At 62.9% G+C, this 16,774-nt stretch carries 19 protein-coding genes; all 19 read left to right on the plus strand.

The annotated features are described in order from the left end of the window. Positions 1 to 141: 141 nt before the first annotated feature. The 19 genes from VMX79_06925 to nusA all read left to right on the plus strand — a co-directional run bounded on the left by VMX79_06925 (position 142) and on the right by nusA (position 16,720). The gene (locus VMX79_06925) at positions 142 to 2,940 is read left to right on the plus strand and encodes an N-6 DNA methylase (protein ID HUV86829.1); all 2,799 of its coding nucleotides are present in this window, start codon (positions 142 to 144) and stop codon (positions 2,938 to 2,940) included. Between the two features lie 26 nt (positions 2,941 to 2,966). Further along, positions 2,967 to 3,896: a DUF4268 domain-containing protein gene (locus tag VMX79_06930; GenBank protein HUV86830.1), complete on the plus strand. Its 930-nt coding sequence runs from the start codon at positions 2,967 to 2,969 to the stop codon at positions 3,894 to 3,896. 182 nt (positions 3,897 to 4,078) lie between these two features. Next, positions 4,079 to 4,261 carry a hypothetical protein gene (locus VMX79_06935; protein ID HUV86831.1) on the plus strand — a complete coding sequence of 61 codons (183 nt, stop codon included), beginning with the start codon at positions 4,079 to 4,081 and terminating at the stop codon, positions 4,259 to 4,261. A 44-nt stretch (positions 4,262 to 4,305) separates the two neighbouring features. After that, entirely contained in the window at positions 4,306 to 4,473 is a 168-nt protein-coding gene (locus tag VMX79_06940; GenBank protein HUV86832.1) for a hypothetical protein, read from the plus strand. 243 nt (positions 4,474 to 4,716) lie between these two features. Beyond that, positions 4,717 to 5,166 (plus strand): 50S ribosomal protein L13, encoded by a 450-nt coding sequence (rplM, locus tag VMX79_06945; GenBank protein HUV86833.1) that lies wholly within the window; start codon positions 4,717 to 4,719, stop codon positions 5,164 to 5,166. Positions 5,167 to 5,186: 20 nt separating this feature from the next. After that, the gene (rpsI, locus tag VMX79_06950; GenBank protein ID HUV86834.1) at positions 5,187 to 5,579 is read left to right on the plus strand and encodes a 30S ribosomal protein S9; all 393 of its coding nucleotides are present in this window, start codon (positions 5,187 to 5,189) and stop codon (positions 5,577 to 5,579) included. A 128-nt stretch (positions 5,580 to 5,707) separates the two neighbouring features. Further along, complete coding sequence (gene rpsB / locus VMX79_06955) at positions 5,708 to 6,478, plus strand: 30S ribosomal protein S2 (GenBank protein HUV86835.1); 771 nt, start codon at positions 5,708 to 5,710, stop codon at positions 6,476 to 6,478. Between the two features lie 15 nt (positions 6,479 to 6,493). Beyond that, positions 6,494 to 7,087, plus strand: a complete 594-nt coding sequence (tsf, locus tag VMX79_06960) for a translation elongation factor Ts (GenBank protein ID HUV86836.1) — start codon at positions 6,494 to 6,496, stop codon at positions 7,085 to 7,087. A 5-nt stretch (positions 7,088 to 7,092) separates the two neighbouring features. Beyond that, positions 7,093 to 7,809, plus strand: coding sequence for a UMP kinase (gene pyrH / locus VMX79_06965; GenBank protein ID HUV86837.1), 717 nt, complete (start codon positions 7,093 to 7,095; stop codon positions 7,807 to 7,809). 45 nt (positions 7,810 to 7,854) lie between these two features. Beyond that, positions 7,855 to 8,376: a ribosome recycling factor gene (frr, locus tag VMX79_06970; protein ID HUV86838.1), complete on the plus strand. Its 522-nt coding sequence runs from the start codon at positions 7,855 to 7,857 to the stop codon at positions 8,374 to 8,376. 145 nt (positions 8,377 to 8,521) lie between these two features. Continuing rightward, positions 8,522 to 9,289: a polyprenyl diphosphate synthase gene (gene uppS / locus VMX79_06975; protein HUV86839.1), complete on the plus strand. Its 768-nt coding sequence runs from the start codon at positions 8,522 to 8,524 to the stop codon at positions 9,287 to 9,289. Next, positions 9,289 to 10,095, plus strand: a complete 807-nt coding sequence (locus tag VMX79_06980) for a phosphatidate cytidylyltransferase (GenBank protein ID HUV86840.1) — start codon at positions 9,289 to 9,291, stop codon at positions 10,093 to 10,095. The genes uppS and VMX79_06980 overlap by 1 nt, the downstream gene beginning before the upstream one ends. 6 nt (positions 10,096 to 10,101) lie before the next feature. Next, positions 10,102 to 11,274 carry a 1-deoxy-D-xylulose-5-phosphate reductoisomerase gene (dxr, locus tag VMX79_06985; protein HUV86841.1) on the plus strand — a complete coding sequence of 391 codons (1,173 nt, stop codon included), beginning with the start codon at positions 10,102 to 10,104 and terminating at the stop codon, positions 11,272 to 11,274. A gap of 16 nt (positions 11,275 to 11,290) precedes the next feature. Continuing rightward, a complete protein-coding gene (locus VMX79_06990) occupies positions 11,291 to 11,911 on the plus strand; it encodes a tetratricopeptide repeat protein (GenBank protein HUV86842.1) in 621 nt (206 codons plus the stop codon). A 2-nt stretch (positions 11,912 to 11,913) separates the two neighbouring features. Next, entirely contained in the window at positions 11,914 to 12,195 is a 282-nt protein-coding gene (locus tag VMX79_06995; protein HUV86843.1) for a hypothetical protein, read from the plus strand. A 10-nt stretch (positions 12,196 to 12,205) separates the two neighbouring features. After that, on the plus strand, positions 12,206 to 13,528 hold the full coding sequence (gene rseP / locus VMX79_07000) for an RIP metalloprotease RseP (GenBank protein ID HUV86844.1): 1,323 nt from the start codon (positions 12,206 to 12,208) through the stop codon (positions 13,526 to 13,528). Between the two features lie 12 nt (positions 13,529 to 13,540). Then, positions 13,541 to 14,599, plus strand: a complete 1,059-nt coding sequence (gene ispG / locus VMX79_07005; GenBank protein HUV86845.1) for a flavodoxin-dependent (E)-4-hydroxy-3-methylbut-2-enyl-diphosphate synthase — start codon at positions 13,541 to 13,543, stop codon at positions 14,597 to 14,599. A gap of 4 nt (positions 14,600 to 14,603) precedes the next feature. Next, a complete protein-coding gene (locus VMX79_07010; GenBank protein HUV86846.1) occupies positions 14,604 to 15,128 on the plus strand; it encodes a ribosome maturation factor in 525 nt (174 codons plus the stop codon). Between the two features lie 14 nt (positions 15,129 to 15,142). Next, positions 15,143 to 16,720 (plus strand): transcription termination factor NusA, encoded by a 1,578-nt coding sequence (gene nusA, locus VMX79_07015; GenBank protein ID HUV86847.1) that lies wholly within the window; start codon positions 15,143 to 15,145, stop codon positions 16,718 to 16,720. The last annotated feature ends 54 nt before the right edge of the window (positions 16,721 to 16,774 follow it).

Consider the following 16,774-nt stretch of genomic DNA (forward strand, 5'->3'; position numbering starts at 1 on the left):
GCGCTGTACTACTAGCCGACGAACCGTTGAATAAAGGGGCCGCGAGGCCCCTTTTTTTGCCCGCCCCCCGTTTTGAGTTGACAGCTTCTGTCAGGGGGGTATATTATAATAGATAAGGCGCTTTACGCGCCCGGAGGGAAGATGGCGGCGCCCGATACAATAAAAAAACTCGTCGACGACTTCGAACGCCTGAAGGGAGGGCCCGCGCCGGATAGCTTCGACGAGGCCCAGCTCGGCACGACGTACGTCGAGCCCTTCTGGGAAGCGCTCGGGTGGGCGGTTCGCGACCCGCGCGAGGTCGTGAAGGAAAAACGCGTACACCTCCGCGCCTCGACCAGGAGCGCCGACTACTGCTTTCAACTCGCGCGCAAGCCGCAGTTCATCGTCGAGGCCAAAGACTACCGCAAACGCCTCGACGACGCAGATTTCATTTTCCAAACCAAACGTTACGGTTATAACTTGCCGGTGGATTTCGGCGTCCTCACCAACTTCGCCGGGTTCCGCCTCTTCGACACCGGCCTGGAGCCCGTATACGAGAACCGGGCCCGCGGCCTGTTTAAAAAGTTCGACCTACCGTATACCGAATACGAGGAACGGTGGGACGAGCTCGCCGCGGTGTTCTCGCGGGAGGCCGTCGCCGCCGGCGCCCTGCGCGAGCTACTCCCCAAGGCCCGCCGCACCCGCAATAAGGAAGCCCTCGACCGGAAGTTCTTCGAACGGCTTAACGAGTGGCGCGCGGAGCTCGCCCGCAACGTCGCCCTCCGCAATAAGGACCTCGGCGTTCACGACATCAACGAGGCCGTTCAGCGCATCCTCGACCGCGCGATCTTCATGCGCGTAATCGAGGACCGCGGCATCGAGGCCACCGAGCTCCTCCTCGACGCGTTGAACCGGTGGAAGGTGGAAAAAGAAAAAGACCTCTACCGCTACGTCGTAGACAAGTTCCGGTACCTCGAGCCGCAGTACAACGGCGAGTTGTTCTACAAGCATTTCTCCGAGGACTTAATGGTAGACGACAAGCAGCTTCGCGATTTCATAGAATCCCTCTACTACCCCAAGTGCCCGTACCAGTTCAACGTCGTCGGCGTCGAGATGCTGGGGACGGTCTACGAGCGGTTCCTCGGCTCCGAGATAAGACTTACGCCTTCGCACCGTGCGGTCGTTGAACCCAAGCCGGAGGTCCGCAAGGCCGGCGGCGTCTACTACACCCCCAGGTACATAGTCGACTACATCGTCGAGAACACCGTCGGCGAGTTGCTCAAGAAGTGCAAGACGCCGGCGGCGGCCGCGAAGCTCAAGATACTGGACCCGGCCTGCGGCTCCGGCTCGTTCCTGCTGGGCGCCTTCCGGCGCCTCATCGACTGGCACGAGGATTACTTCACCGCGAACCCGGAAAAAATCGGCAAGGGTTTGGCGGCGGCGTGTTGGCGCGACGCCGACGAGGAGAAATATCGCCTTACGGCCAGGTTCAAGGGGCAAATCCTCGTCAACAACATCTTCGGCGTGGACATAGACGACCAGGCGTGCGAGGTCACGCGGATGTCGCTGTACCTCAAGTTATTGGAGGACGTCGACGCCCAGTTCCTGATGAAGACGGCGCTCCTGCCGCCGCTCGACGCCAACGTCAAGTGCGGCAACTCGCTGATAGGGTCCGACTATTTCGACGTGGGACAGACATTCCTGTCTGTCGACGAGGACGAGCGCCGCTGCGTCAACCCGTTCGACTGGGAAGTGGAGTTCGAGGAGATAATGAAGGCCGGCGGTTTCGACGCGGTGATCGGGAACCCGCCGTATTTGAATTTAACCGTTGGTACGTGTAGACACGACATATTGACTTACTACGATAAAAACTACGGGAGTTACCGCGCGGCCCAATCGAAAAATTTATTCGGGCTATTTATAGAAAGGATGCTTGGTTTACTTAATAGAAGTGGTTTATTTTCGTTTATTGTACCAGAAGGCTTAGCGAGAACACGTAGTTATAAAAAAGTAAGGGAGATTATTCATTCCGAAGGGTCGCTTAAAAACATATTAATATTCGATAAGTTCGTATTCGAAGAAGCCTATATAGGTAGTTTGGTTTTCGTTGTTACGAAAAACGATAAAAAAGAAACTTATATCGTAGAAAGATTAAATAGCGATTTCGAAATAGATAAATCTTTTAGGATGGACTATTCATATTTAAAAGCGTCCCCGGACCTTATGTGGAATACGGAACCTGAAACCGGAGGTTCGTTACTAGTAAAAAGAATTGGGGGTGTTTTTCCCCCCGCCGAAAACCTATTTAATTTTTACAAGGGTATGGTTGTTAAAGACCGCCGGAACCACCTCCGCAAAGTACCTAAAGAAAGAGACCTCCCTTTTTTACTCGGGAATTCGTTAAAGAGATACTATTTAGAATATAAGGATTATACGTCGTACGACGAGTTAACTATCGTAGGCGGTACTAAGGTTTTATCCAAGCACATGGAGTGTCCTAGGCTACTGGTTAGGAGAACGGGCGATTTTTTATGCGTAAGCTATACGGAAGACCCACAATTAGTAGAAAGTACGATATATATTGTTGCGGGGCCGAAGCGAAGGGAATTGCTTTATTATCTAGGGCTTTTTAATTCGAGGCTCCTTACCTTCGTAGTAAGGCAAAGGATGATCACGAACCCCCAAGCTTTCCCCCAAATACTGATGACGGATTTAAAGGAATTGCCGTTCAAGGTGATAAACCCTTCCGTCCCCGCCGACGTCGCGCGGCACGACAAGATGGTGGCGTTGGTGGAGGAGATGCTCGAGCTGCACAAGCGCCTCGCCGCCGCCAAATCGGACGCCGACAAGCAGCGCCTCCAGCGCGCCATCGCCGCCACCGACCGCAAGATCGACGCGCTGGTCTACGTGCTGTACGGCCTGACGGAGGAAGAGATAAGGGTCGTTGAAACCGGCAAGTAATCACGTGAACATATCGGAGGTTAATTATGATCGGTAAAATAGAGAGGGTTCCCCTCCGCGAAATTTGGCGGCGAGAAGCGAAGGATTTCACTTCTTGGCTTAGGAATAATATTGACGTTTTAAACGAAGTAGTAGATATTACGCTAACCAGCTTAGAAACCGAAAAATCGGCGGGTGCTTTCAGCGTCGACCTTGTCGCCGAGGATGAAGAAAAAAATACGGTTATCATCGAAAACCAATTAGGGAAAAGCGACCACGACCACCTGGGGAAGCTCGTAACTTATTTAACGGCGCTAGAAGCTAGTTACGGTATCTGGATCGTTGCCGACCCTCGGCCGGAACATATAACGGCCGTTACTTGGCTTAACGAATCGACGTCCGCCTCGTTTTATTTAATAAAGATTGAAGCCGTCCGCATAGGTGATTCTGAGCCGGCGCCTTTATTAACAATAATCGTTGGGCCGAGCGAAGAAAGCCGCGAGATAGGGGAGATTAAAAAAGAAAAAGCCGAGAGGTACAAAATAAGGAAGCGCTTTTGGACAGGGCTGTTAGAGAAAGCTAAAGCAAAGACTCAATTACACGCTAACATAGCACCAAGTGAATATAGTTGGGTTGGAACCGGGGCAGGGAAAACCGGTTTGGGTTTCAATTATACTATAAAAAAGAACGAAGGTAACGTTGAACTATATATCGATAGAGGTAGAGACGCCGAAGAAGAAAATAAAAAGATTTTCGATGAGCTTTACCGAAATAAGGAAAAAATTGAAGAAGATTTCGGTCCCCCGTTAGATTGGGAACGCCTCGACGATAGACGCGCGAGTAGGATTAAAAAAGGGGTAAAAACCGGCGGTTATGCTAACGAGGATAAATGGCCAGAAATCCAGGAAACGCTAATCGATTATATGGTCAGGTTCGAAAAAGCGTTAAGGCCTTATATTAATAGATTGAGTATATAATTAAAACGCGTTCAAAAATCCCCTCGACGGCGTCATCGCCGCCACCGACCGCAAGATCGACGCGCTGGTCTACGAGCTGTACGGCCTGACGGCCGAGGAGATAAAGATCGTGGAGGGAGGTTAGACAGTGGGCTTAAGCCCACTGTCTCAACCACGCCGCCGACGCAGCGCGGCACGACAAGATGGTGGCGTTGGTGGAGGAGATGCTCGAGCTGCACAAGCGCCTCGCCGCCGCCAAATCGGACGCCGACAAGCAGCGCCTCCAGCGCGCCATCGCCGCCACGGATAAAAAGATCGACGCCCTGGTCTGCGAATTGTACGGCCTGACGGACGAGGAGATAAAGATAGTGGAAGAACCACTTTAGAAGGGACACTAGCTGCTATTTAAGGAGGGAGACAGGAGGAATAGATGGCGTTCAGAGCCGGCGACGTAAGCCCCGAGGCCGGCGTATACCGCTGCAAAAACTGCGGCGCCGAGGTCAAACTCACCACCGGCGAGACCTTCCCACCCTGCGACTGCGGCCAGGCCGACTGGTCTCTCGTTTGGCGGAACTCGCCCGGTGCGCCGCGGCGTTAAAGCGGGGTAGCTAAGCTTGGGGGGTACGAACCACGCGAAGGGTAGTCCCTTTGCGTACGGGGCGGTTTATACCGCGGGCGGGCGAGGTATAACGTTCCTCTCGAGCCGGCGTCGTCCGGGTCGGCGTTTCTCGCTCGAGTATTAATATGTTCGGGGGTTTTTGGGTAAATAACCCTTGACTTCGCTTCGTAAAATTGTTATATTTATGCCTCTCGCGGCGCGAGCCGCGAGCGCTTAATAATTATGGAGCTACGAGCGGTGAACGAGCGAACCTATATCCCGAAGGAAGACGACATCGAGCGGCGCTGGTTCGTCGTCGACGCCGACGGCAAGGTCCTGGGGCGGTTGGCGACGCGCATCGCGCAGATAGTACGCGGCAAGGAGAAGGTGTACTTCACGCCCCACCTCGACGCCGGCGACTTCGTCGTGGTCGTGAACGCCGAGAAGGTCCGCGTAACGGGCAACAAGCTGCGCGACAAGATCTACTACCGGCACTCGGGCTACGTAGGCAACCTCAAGGAAGAGCCGCTCGCCCGTTTGATGGCGCGTAAGCCGGAGTGGGTAATCATGCACGCGGTGCGCGGTATGCTCCCCAAGAACCGGCTGGGCCGCAAGCTGCTGAAGAAGGTCAAGGTCTACCGCGGCCCGAGTCACCCCCACGCCGCCCAGAAGCCGCTGCCGCTCGAGGTTTAGGCCAGGTTGGAGGATTTCGGTTGGAAGTGAAGAAACATTACGCCACGGGCCGACGCAAGTCGTCGGTAGCGCGCGTCTGGCTTTGGCCCGGCGAGGGCAACCTGGTCGTCAACCGCAAGCCGCTCGAGCAGTACTTCACGCTCGAGAGCTGGCGGGCGGACATTGCGAAGCCGTTCGAGGTCACGGCCACCACAGGCAAATTCGACGTCTTCTCGACGGTGAAGGGCGGCGGCATCACCGGCCAGCGCGGCGCGCTGCGGCACGGCATCGCCCGGGCGCTGGAGCAGGTGGACGGCTCCTACCGCTCGGCGCTCAAGAAGGCGGGCCTGCTTACCCGCGACCCGCGGGTGAAGGAACGCAAGAAGTACGGCCAGCCGGGCGCTCGCAAGCGGTTCCAATTCTCGAAGCGCTAACGTAAACGCCGCAACCGCGGAGGACGCGTTTTAGAGACCAATAAAATCCAGGGCTATCGCTCCAAAGGGGCGGCGACCGACGCGCCCCTTGCCTAAAAGCGAACCGGGTAACGGAGGTTTAGATAGTCATGTTCGACGTTTCGATGAAGCAACTGCTGGAGGCCGGCGTACACTTCGGCCACCAAACGCGCCGTTGGAACCCGAAGATGCGTAAGTACATCTTCGCGGAGCGCAACGGCATTTATATTATAGATTTACAGAAGACGCTGCGTCTGTTGGAGGAAGCGTACGAATTCGCCAGCGATACGGCGCGCGGCGGCGGCCGGGCGCTGTTCGTGGGGACGAAGAAGCAGGCTCAGGCCGCGGTAGAGGAGGAGGCGACGCGCGCCGGCGCCTTCTACGTAACCACTCGCTGGCTCGGCGGTACGCTCACCAATTTCGAGACCATAAAGATGAACATCGAACGCCTCAAGACGATCGAGGCCATGGGCGAGGACGGTTCGCTGGCGAAGTACAATAAAAAGGAGCGCCTCGGGTTCCAGAAGGAGAAGGACCGCCTTACCAGGTTGTACGAAGGCATCCGCGACATGCGACGCCTGCCGCAGATAGTTTTCCTGATCGACCCCCGGCGGGAAGCCATAGCGTTGCGGGAGGCCAACCGCCTCGGCATACCGGTGGTGGCGCTGGTGGATACCAACTGCGACCCGGACCCGGTGGACCACGTCATCCCCGGCAACGACGACGCCATACGTTCTATCCGCATCATGGCCTCCACCATCGCGACCGGCGTCGTCGACGGCCGCGCCGAGGCCACCGAGGGCGCGGAGGGCGCCGAGGGCGGGGGAGTCGTGGCGGAAGAAGCGCCCGGCGCCGGGGCGTACGTAAGCCCCGAGAAGTAGACGAGAGGATACCCTATGGCGATCGATGCGAACGAGGTAAAGAAACTCCGCGACCGGACCGGCGCCGGCATGATGGACTGCAAACGCGCCCTGCAGGAGTGCGGCGGCGACCACGACCGGGCGACGGAGTACCTCCGCGTCAAGGGCCTGGCCGCGGCCAAGAAGAAGGCCGGCCGGGTCACCGGCGAGGGTGTCGTCGTCTCCTACGTCCACCCCGGCGACAAGCTGGGCGTGCTGGTGGAGGTCAACTGCGAGACCGACTTCGTGGCGCGCAACGACGAGTTCCGCGCCTTCGTCAAGGATATCGCGATGCACATCGCCGCCTCCGACCCTATGGGCGTGACGTCGGACGACGTGCCCGCGGAGACATTGGGAGAGGAACGAAAGATAGCCGCCGAGCAGGCCCGCGAGCAGGGCAAGCCGGATAACATAGTCGAGAAGATCGTCGAAGGCCGCTTAAAGAAGTTCATAACCGAGAACACGCTTCTCGAGCAGCCGTTCGTCAAGGACCCCGACAAGACGGTGCGGGAGTTCGTCGAGGAGGCCGTCGCGAAGTTCGGCGAAAACGTCGTCATCGCGAGGTTCTCCCGCTTCAAGTTGGGCGAGTGAGCGTCGTGGGCGCGGCCCCGAAATATAAGCGGGTTGTGTTGAAGCTGTCGGGCGGCGCGTTCGCCGGCGAGGGGGGCGGGGGGCTCGAGCCGTCGCGGGTGTCCTTCGTCGCGGCCGAGGTGGCCGACGCCCGGGCCGCGGGCGCCCAGGTGGCCGTGGTGGTGGGCGGCGGCAACGTCGTGCGGGGGCGCGAGGCCGCGGCGCTGGGGTGGCCCCGGGCGGCCGTGGACTACATGGGCATGCTCGCCACCGGCGTTAATGCGCTGGCGCTCAAAGAGGGCCTGACGCAGCTCGGCGTGCCGGCGGCGGTGCTGAGCGCCTTCGACGTCGGCGAATGCTGCGAGCGCTACCGGCGCGAACGCGCGCTCGAGCTGCTGGAAGAGGGCGCGACGGTCATATTCGCCGGCGGGACCGGCCGGCCGTTCTTCACGACGGACACCGCCGCGGCGCTGCGTGCCTGCGAGCTGGGCGCCGACGCGGTGCTGAAGGCCACCGACGTGGCCGGCGTCTACGACCGCGACCCGAAGGACCGCGGCGACGCGAGCTTGCTAACGTCGCTCACGTACGACGAGGTGATAGCGCGAAATATGGCGGTGATGGACGCCGCGGCCGCGGCGCTGTGCCGGGACCACGGCATCCCCCTCGTCGTTTTCTATTTGTATGACGCCGGCAATATTGGTAAAATAATAAAAGGAGAAAAACTCGGTACCCGCGTGGGGTGAGGAACCGTGGTAGCGGACGAGATACTTAAGAAAACGGAAAGCAAGATGGAGAGCTCGGCGGCCGCGACCGGCCGCGAGCTCGGGTCCATCCGGACCGGCCGCGCGTCGGTCGCCTTGCTCGACCGCATCTACGTCGATTCGTACGGCCAGCGCATGCCCCTCAAGCAGGTGGCCACGGTCTCGGTACCGGACGCCCGCACCATCGTCGTCCAACCGTGGGACAAGTCCATAATCAAGGACGTGGAGCGGGCGATATACCAGTCCGGCCTCGGCCTCACTCCCACCAACGACGGCAACATAATCCGGATACACATCCCGCCGTTGACGGAGGAGCGCCGCCAGGAACTAGTGAAACTCGTGAAGAAGCTGGCCGAGGAGGGCAAGGTCTCCGTCCGGCGGGTACGCGGCGACGCCAACAAGAACATCAAGGCCGCCGAGAAAGAAGGCGAAATTTCCGAAGACGACGCGCAGCGTCTTATGGATAAGATACAGGAGTTAACGGATAGTTATATCGAGCGGGTTGACGCCCTCTTTGAAGCGAAGGAAGAAGAGATCCTGGAGATATAGTTATGGCCTGACTCTTCTCCAACTGAATAGCTTCTTGCGAGGGACCCGCCGTTCAGTTTGGGGTAGGCGAGAGTCCCTTTTTAAATTTGCGCGAACCGGGGCGGCTTGGGGCGGGAAGGCCGAGAAGTGGTTAATACGCACGCCCATGGAAATAATTAACCCGTTGGAGGAGCTCGACGAGGAGGAGCTCCGCGCCCGCTTGGAGGGCGCCGCGCTGCCCGCCCACGTCGCCGTCATTATGGACGGCAACGGCCGCTGGGCGAGGGGCCGCGGCCTGGCTCGCATCCGCGGCCACCAGGCCGGCGTGAAGGCGGTGCGGGAGGCCGTGACCGCGTGCCGCGAGGCGGGAGTCAAGTACCTCACGCTGTACGCCTTCTCCAGCGAGAACTGGGAGCGGCCGGAGCTCGAGGTCCGCGCGCTGATGCGCCTTCTCAAGAACTACCTGGTCGGCGAACGCGAAGAGCTTACCGAGAAGCATATCCGGCTCGAGGCCATGGGTCGATTGGACCGTTTACCGGAGGACGTCCGCGCGGAGTTGGATAAGACGATGGCCTTGACGGCGCCGTACGACGAGCTGACGCTCACGCTCGCGCTCTCCTACGGCGGCCGGGCCGAGCTGGCGGACGCCGTGCGCGCGTTGGTCACCGCCGGCGAAAACGACGTCGACGAGGCGACGATTAGCCGGTACCTTTACGCGCCGGGCCACCCCGACCCGGACTTGCTGGTGCGGACGAGCGGCGAGTTGCGCGTTTCCAACTTCATGCTGTGGGAGATAGCGTACGCCGAGATCTACGTCACCAACGTTCTGTGGCCCGACTTCCGCGCCCGGCACATGTACGCGGCCTTGCTCGATTACGCGAGCCGCGAGCGACGGTACGGCCGGGTATCGGCGGCCGGGGGGGGCGGCGGCTAATGTTGGCGGTCCGCATCTTGACGGCGGCGCTGTGGGTACCGGTGCACCTGGTGATCTTGATATGGGGTCGGCCTTACCACTTCTTGATTTATCTGGAGGCTATAGCGCTGGTAGCGCTTGTCGAGACGTTTCAGCTACTGGAGGCCGGGGGCCGGCGGCCCCACCGCCTAGCCGCGGTCGCGGCCGGCGTCGCGTTCCTGGCGGCCGTAGCGTACCGGCCGGCGATATCGCTCTGGGCCGCGGCGGCGCTGGTGGTGGCGGTGCTTTTGGTCCCGGTGTTCCGGCGCGGCACCGCGGGCGCGCTGGCCGACGCCGGCGCCACGCTCTTCGCCTTCGCGTACGTGCCGGCGCTGCTCGCGTTTTTGATGCTGGTGCGGGTCCTTCCCGCCGGCGTGGAGCTGTTGTTGATTTTCTTTATAACGATATGGGCGGTAGACGTCGCGGCGTACTTCGTAGGCCGGGCGGTGGGGCGCCGTCGCCTCGCGCCCAACATAAGCCCGGGCAAGACCGTGGCCGGGGCCGTGGGCGGCGCCGTCGTGGGCTTGGTGATGCCGCTCGCGCTGGCCAAGCTCTTCTTCGCCGGCGCGGGCCTGGGTTGGCTCGGCGCGCTGGCGGCGGGCGCGGCCCTCGCGGCCGGCGACCTCGTCGGCGACCTGGCCGAGTCGGCGCTCAAGCGTGACGCCGGCGTCAAGGACAGCGGCGGCGTCCTGCCGGGGCACGGCGGCGTGCTGGACCGCTTCGACGCCGTGTTATTCTGCGCGCCGCTCTTCTTCGGCGTCCTGGTGCTGGTGGGGCGGGTCGGTTAAGACGATATGGTTAAACGCGTAGCCATACTGGGGTCCACCGGTTCCATAGGGCGGAACGCGCTCGACGTCGTCGCCTCGCTGGGCGACGAGGTCGAGGTGGTGGGGCTCGCCGCGGGGCACAACGCCGAGCTGTTGGCCCGCCAGGCGCGCTCCTTTCACGTCGCCGCCGTGGGGATGAACGACGAGCGGCAGGCGCGCGTGCTCGAGCCGCTGGCCGCGGAGGGCGTGGAGGTGTTCGCGGGCGACGGCGCCGCGGCCAACGTCGCGACGACGCCGACGGCGGACCTGGTCCTGGTCTCGGTCGCCGGGTTCGCCGGCCTCGCTCCCACCCTCGCCGCGTTGAACGCGGGCAAGGACGTGGCGCTCGCCAACAAGGAGTCGCTGGTCGCGGGCGGAAAGCTGGTGCGGGAGGCGCAGCGGGCCGCCGGCGTGCGCATCTTCCCGGTGGACAGCGAGCACGCGGCCCTGGCCCAGTGCCTCGAGATCTGCCGCCCCGACGCCGTCCGGCGGTTGATACTCACGGCCTCCGGCGGCCCGTTCCTGGGGAAGAGCCGGGAAGAAGTGGCGAACGCGACGCCGGAGCAGGCCGTGGCGCACCCGGTGTGGGATATGGGCGCCAAGATTTCGGTGGACTCCGCGACGCTTATGAACAAGGGTTTAGAGGTCATCGAGGCGTACTGGCTCTTCGACATGCCGTGGGACCGCATCGACGTCTTGATACATCCGCAGTCGGTGGTCCACTCGCTGGTCGAGCTGGCGGACGGCTCGTTCGTGGCGCAGTTCGCCACCGCGGACATGCGTCTGCCCATCCAGTACGCGCTTACGTACCCGGAGCGGCGCGCGGCGCGTTTCCCCACCGTGGCGCTCGAGCTCGCGACCATAGGCCGGCTCGACTTCGCCCGGCCGGACCCGGCGCGGTTTCCGTGCTTCGGCCTGGCCCTCGCCGCGGGGCGCGCCGGCGGCCTGAAACCCGCGGTAATGAACGCCGCCGACGAGGTGGCGGTCGAGAAATTCCTGGCGGGCGAAATCCCCTTCGGCGCGCTGCCGGAGATCATCGAGACCACGCTGGCCGGCGCCCCGGACGGCGACGTAGGCGGCTACGATGACGTCGCCCGGGCGGACCGGTGGGCGCGGCGCCGGGCGGAGGAGGTCGCCGCGGCGGTCGTGGGTCGTACTTAGGCGTGAGGTAAGGTCGATGTTTGCGAATAAAATTTTTCGGGCGAGGTACTTCTTAGCGGCGGCGGCTTTCGCGGCCGCGGCGTACGGCGACGTTATCGAGGACATCGAAGCCGACATCGCCGCCGACCCGGATAACGCCGACCTGTACGTCGAGCTCGCGATGGAATATGAGTACGCGAACGATTGGCGGGAGGCCGTGGACGCGTACCTGATGGCGCTGGCGCTCGTGCCCAACGACGCCGACGTACACTTCCGGCTGGCGGAGGTATACTTCGCCGTCGACAAGCTCGAGCCGGCGATAGACGAGTACCGTAAGGCCGTCGCCCTCGACGAAGGCCTCAAGAAGGCCTACTATCAGATGGGGCGCGCGTACCTCGGCTCGAGAAGGTACGACGAGGCCGTAACCGCGCTCGAGAAATACGTGGAGGTTTCTCCCTACGATTTCAACGGCCTGTGGTTTCTGGGACGCGCGTTGGAGAAGGTGGGGCGAAAAAAGGACGCGCTGGAGCGATACGAGGAGATATTGGACTACAGCACGGGTGCGTACGCCGCCGTGGGCAAGATAGGCGTCTTCGGAACCAGCGACGACCTCGCCGCGTACGTGCGCAAACTGGAGAAGGAAGTCTACGGAGAATAAGAATGCCGACGGAAAAACCGGCGCGAATGGTGGCTTTGATATACCCGCACGGCGGCGGCTTCATGGCCCGCATCTTCCCGGCGGGGATAGTCTGCTTCAGCGAGAGCATCGCCGGCCTGAAGGAAGAAATCGAGGCCGCGCTGGCCGACTACCGGGCCGACGCCGAGGAGTTCTCGGACGCGCTCGAGGATTTCGCCCTGTCGTTATCGCAGGCGGAGTGGGACTGGGCCGAGGGCTCGTCCACCCTCTTCTACGTCGAGCTCGAGGAGGATTACACCCAATAGGCGGGGACGCGTGACTACGATATTGGCATTCATAGTCGTTCTTGGGATTCTGGTCTTCGTGCACGAGGCCGGCCACTTCGCCGCGGCCAAGCTCGCGCGCATCCGCGTTCTGCGATTTTCGTTCGGCTTCGGCAAGGTCCTCCTAAGCTTCACGTGGCGCGGCACCGAGTACGCCCTATCGCTCTTGCCGCTGGGCGGCTACGTCAAAATGGCGGGCGGCGACGAGCGCGAGCGCGAGGGCACGCCCGACGAGTTCCTGTCCAAGCCGCCGTGGGCGCGGATGCTGGTGGCCTTCGCCGGCCCGGCGATGAACTTCGTCCTGGCGATAGTACTCTTCGCGGTGGTGGCCAAGGCCGGGTACACGCTCTACACTTTCCCGAACCGGGTCGGCGGCATACTGGAAACCGTGGCCGTCGACGGCGAACGGGTGCCGGCGCCGGCCAATCTGGCGGGCTTCGAAGAAGGCGACGTAATCGTGGCGGTGGACGGCCGGCCCACGACCTGTTGGTTCGACCTCCAGCGCGTCGTGAGCGCGAACGCCGGCCGCAAGCTTACGTTCGACGTCCTACGCGGCGGCCGTAAGTTGACGCTCGAGGCCGCGCCGGCGCTGGAGCCCGAGACCGGCCGCGGCCTGGTGGGGTTGATGCCCTACCAGACGAACGACGTCTACGGTGTAGCCGAGGGGACGTCCGCCGCCGCGGCGGGCGTGACGAAGGGCGACCGCGTCGTATCGATGGACGGCCGACCGGTGGCCACGTTCAACGACTTGTTGGCGCTGACCGTGGACCTGCCGGCGGGCGGCCACGACGTCACCTTTGAAACGGCCGCCGGGCCGGTAACGGCGACCGTCGATTACAAAGGGGAAGGCGCCGAGGAATTCGTCGAGAAGCTCGGCGTGGTGTGCGGCCTGCTCGAGGTCCGAAGGTCCGAGGACTGGCTCGGCGCCGTTCCCGCCGGTTGGGACCGGACGTGGGAGATAATGGCCGGCACCGCCCGCGGCATGGCGCTGGTGTTCAAGGGCCGCGTCAAGGTTACCAAAGCGCTGGGCGGCCCCATCACCATCGCGCGCTTCGCCGGCGAAACGGCGCGCGCGGGCTTCGTGCCCTACGTGGAGTACATAGGTTTTCTCTCGGTAATGTTGGCGATGCTCAACCTCTTGCCGGTGCCGGTGTTGGACGGCGGCCACATTGTGATCGGCCTTTTCGAGACGGTGCGGCGCAAGAACCTGTCGGCTCGCGCCCGGGAGCTGGTCAACGTCGTCGGCTTCGCCTTGATGGTCGGCATCGTCGCGCTGGCGCTTATCGCCGACTTCACGAGGGTCTTTCAGGGTTAAATTAAAAAAGCGATGTTTACGCGAGACGAAACGAAGAAAGTCATGGTGGGCGGCGTCGCGGTAGGCGGCGGCGAGCCGGTGCGCGTCGAGTCCATGACCAAGACCGACACCCGGGACGTGGCGGCGACGCTGGCGCAGCTCGAGCGGCTGGCCGCCGCGGGGTGCGAGCTGGCGCGCGCGGCGGTTCCCGACGTCGACGCCGCGGCGGCTTTCGGCGAATTGGCGCGCCGGTCGCCGGTGCCGCTTATGGCGGATATACACTTCGACCGCCGCCTGGCTTTGGCCTGTCTCGACGCCGGCGCCGCGGCCGTTCGTCTCAACCCGGGCAATATAACGCGGCGCGAGGAATGGCTCGAGCTCGGCCGCGAGATGGCGGCGCGCGGCGCGGCGGCCCGCGTAGGCGTGAACGCCGGCTCGCTCGCGCGGGACGTGGTCGCCCGACACGGCGGCCGCACCGCCGCGGCCATGGCGGCGAGCGCCGTCGAGGGCGTGCGGCGGCTGGAGGACGCGGGCGTCGAAGACGTCATCGTCTCGGCCAAGGCTACATCGCCGGCGGTTACGCTCCAGGCCAACCGCCTCATAGCCGAGGAGCTCCCGTACCCGCTCCACGTCGGCGTCACCGAGGCCGGCCTGGGCGACGCGGGCGTCGTGCGCTCGGCGGCGGGGCTGGCCCTTATCCTAGCCGCGGGTTTGGGCAATACCCTCAGGGTATCGCTCACCGACGCGCCGGAGCGCGAGGTGGCCGTCGGCTACGAGGTCTTGCGGGCGCTCGAGCTGAGGCGGCGGGGCCCCACGCTCATCTCCTGTCCCGGTTGCGGCCGCGCCCAGGTGGACGTGGCGGCTCTGGCCCGCCGCGTGGCGCAGAGCCTGAACGGCGACGCGCGCGACGTCGTGGTGGCCGTTATGGGGTGCGCCGTTAACGGCCCGGGCGAGGCGAGCGAGGCCGACGTCGGCGTGGCCGGCGGCAAAGGCCGCGGCGTCGTCTACCGCAAGGGCGAGATCGTGCGGTCGACGGACGAGGGCGAGCTCGTGGCCGCGCTGCTCGAGGAACTGGATAGGTTGGGGTCGTAGCTTTATGTTGCTGGAAGACGCGCGGGAGAAAGTAGCCGAACTCGCGGCCGCGGTGGCCGCGGCGCGGGGCGTCGACGTGTGGGACGTCTCGCTCAAACGCGGCCCCAAGGGTTGGGTGGTGAAGGTTATCCTCGACCGGGCCGAAGAGTTCGTAAGCGTGGAGGATTGCGCCGACGTGAACGTTAGGCTGCGTGCCCGGCTCGAAATTGAGAACGCACTGGCCGGCGCGTTCGACCTCGAAGTGTCGTCGCCCGGGTTGGACCGGTCGCTGCGGGGCCGGCGCGATTTCGAGCGCTTCCGCGGCATGCTGGCCCGTTTGAAGGTCAAGCGCGGTACGCGGCCGGAGACGGTCGTGGGACGCATCGTGAAGGTCGACGCCGACGGCCTCGAGCTCGATATCGACGAGGGCCGCCGGACTTTCGAATTCGGCTCGGTGGCGGAAGCCAGGCTCGAGCCGGAACTACCGGGCTTCGGGAAGAGCGAGCCCTCGGGTAAGAAGGGTCGCGGTAGGACGTGGCCTCGGCGCTAGGAGAGAGATTGACCATGGCGGACGAGATTCAATTGAAAGAAATGGTGGACCAGCTGGCGCGCGCCAAGGACATCGAGCGCGAGGTCGTCATCGAGGCTTTGGAGGCGGCGCTGAATTCGGCGTCGCGGCGCAGCCACCTCAACATCCCGGAGATGGACATACACCTCCTGGAGGAGGACGACGACGTAATCATCGTGTCGCGCCGCACCGTCGTAGACGAGGTGACCAAGCCGGGGATGGAGATAAGCCTAGAGGAGGCGCGTGCGATGGACCCGGAGGCCGAACTGGGCGACGAGCTGGACGTCGAAATTTCTCCCTCCATCTTCGGCCGCAACGCCGCCCAGATCGCCAAGCAGGTCGTAATCCAAAGGCTGCGCGAGGCGGAACGGGTCGTCATCCTCGACGAGTATCAGAAGCGCGTCGGCGAGGTGGTGAGCGGCGTCGTCAAACGCGAGTCTAAAGGGACCGTCGTCGTCGACCTTGGCCGTACCGAGGCCGTCATGCCGTACCGGGAACGGCTCCCCGGCGAGGAGTACCGCGTCGGCGACCGCGTCCGGGCGTACCTCATCGAGGTCCGCGAGACTACTAAGGGTGCGCAGATTATCATTTCGCGCGCCCACCCCGACTTCTTGACGAAATTGTTCGAGCTCGAAGTCCCTGAAGTATACGAGGGGTTGGTGAAAATACAGGCCGTCGCCCGCGAACCGGGTTCGCGCTCCAAGATCGCGGTCTCGAGCCGGGATAAGAACATCGACCCGGTAGGCACCTGCGTCGGCATGCGCGGTTATCGCGTGCAAGCGGTCGTCCGTGAGTTGTCGGGCGAGAAGATCGACATCGTGCGGTTCGCGCCGTCGGTGGAGGAGTTTACCCGCAACGCCCTGGCGCCGGCGCAGATTACGGCCATCGACGTTGACGAGGGAGCCTACCACGTCGTCGTGGTGGTGCCCGAGAACCAGCTCTCGCTGGCCATAGGCCGCGGCGGCCAGAACGTCCGGTTGGCCGCGAAGTTGATCGGGTGGCACCTAGACATTATAAGCGAACGCGAGCGCGAGGAGTTGGCCGTTCGCGAGGAAGCCGAGGCCGCGGCCTCTTTCGACTTTCTTACTACTCTCCCCGGCGTCGGCGAGAAGACTGCCCTGACGTTGTACGAACAAGGTTTCGGGGCGGCCGACGAAATACTGGCCGCGACGCCGGAGGAGCTGGCGACGGTACCGGGTATCGGGCCCAAGACCGCGGTCGAGCTTCAGGAAAAAGTTGCGGCGCGCCTAGCGGAATTAGCCGAGCAGGGCCTCGAACCCCCTAAGCCCGAGGATTACATCGAGCCCGAACTCGTTGCCGCTTCCGCGGAGGAAAAGCCCGACGAGGAAGGCGCCGCACCCGAAGGTGACGCGCCGCCCGCGGCCGAGGAAGCCGCCGCGGCTGTCGAAGCAGACGAGGAAGCGGGGGCCGTGGCCGGGGGAGTTGATGAAACTCCCGAAGCCGCGCCGGCGGAAGAAGAACCGGCGGCGGCCGAGGAAGAGGCCGTCGAGCGCGGCGCCCCGGGCGAGGAGACGCGACCGGGTGAGGAGGGCGAAGCCCCTGAGCAGGACTGATTTCCCACTAGCACGGGATTTGCGTCCGCTAGTGCGACTAAGCGAGGTGTTAAA

This window comes from bacterium (assembly GCA_035529855.1).
Taxonomy (GTDB): domain Bacteria; phylum RBG-13-66-14; class B26-G2; order WVWN01; family WVWN01; genus WVWN01.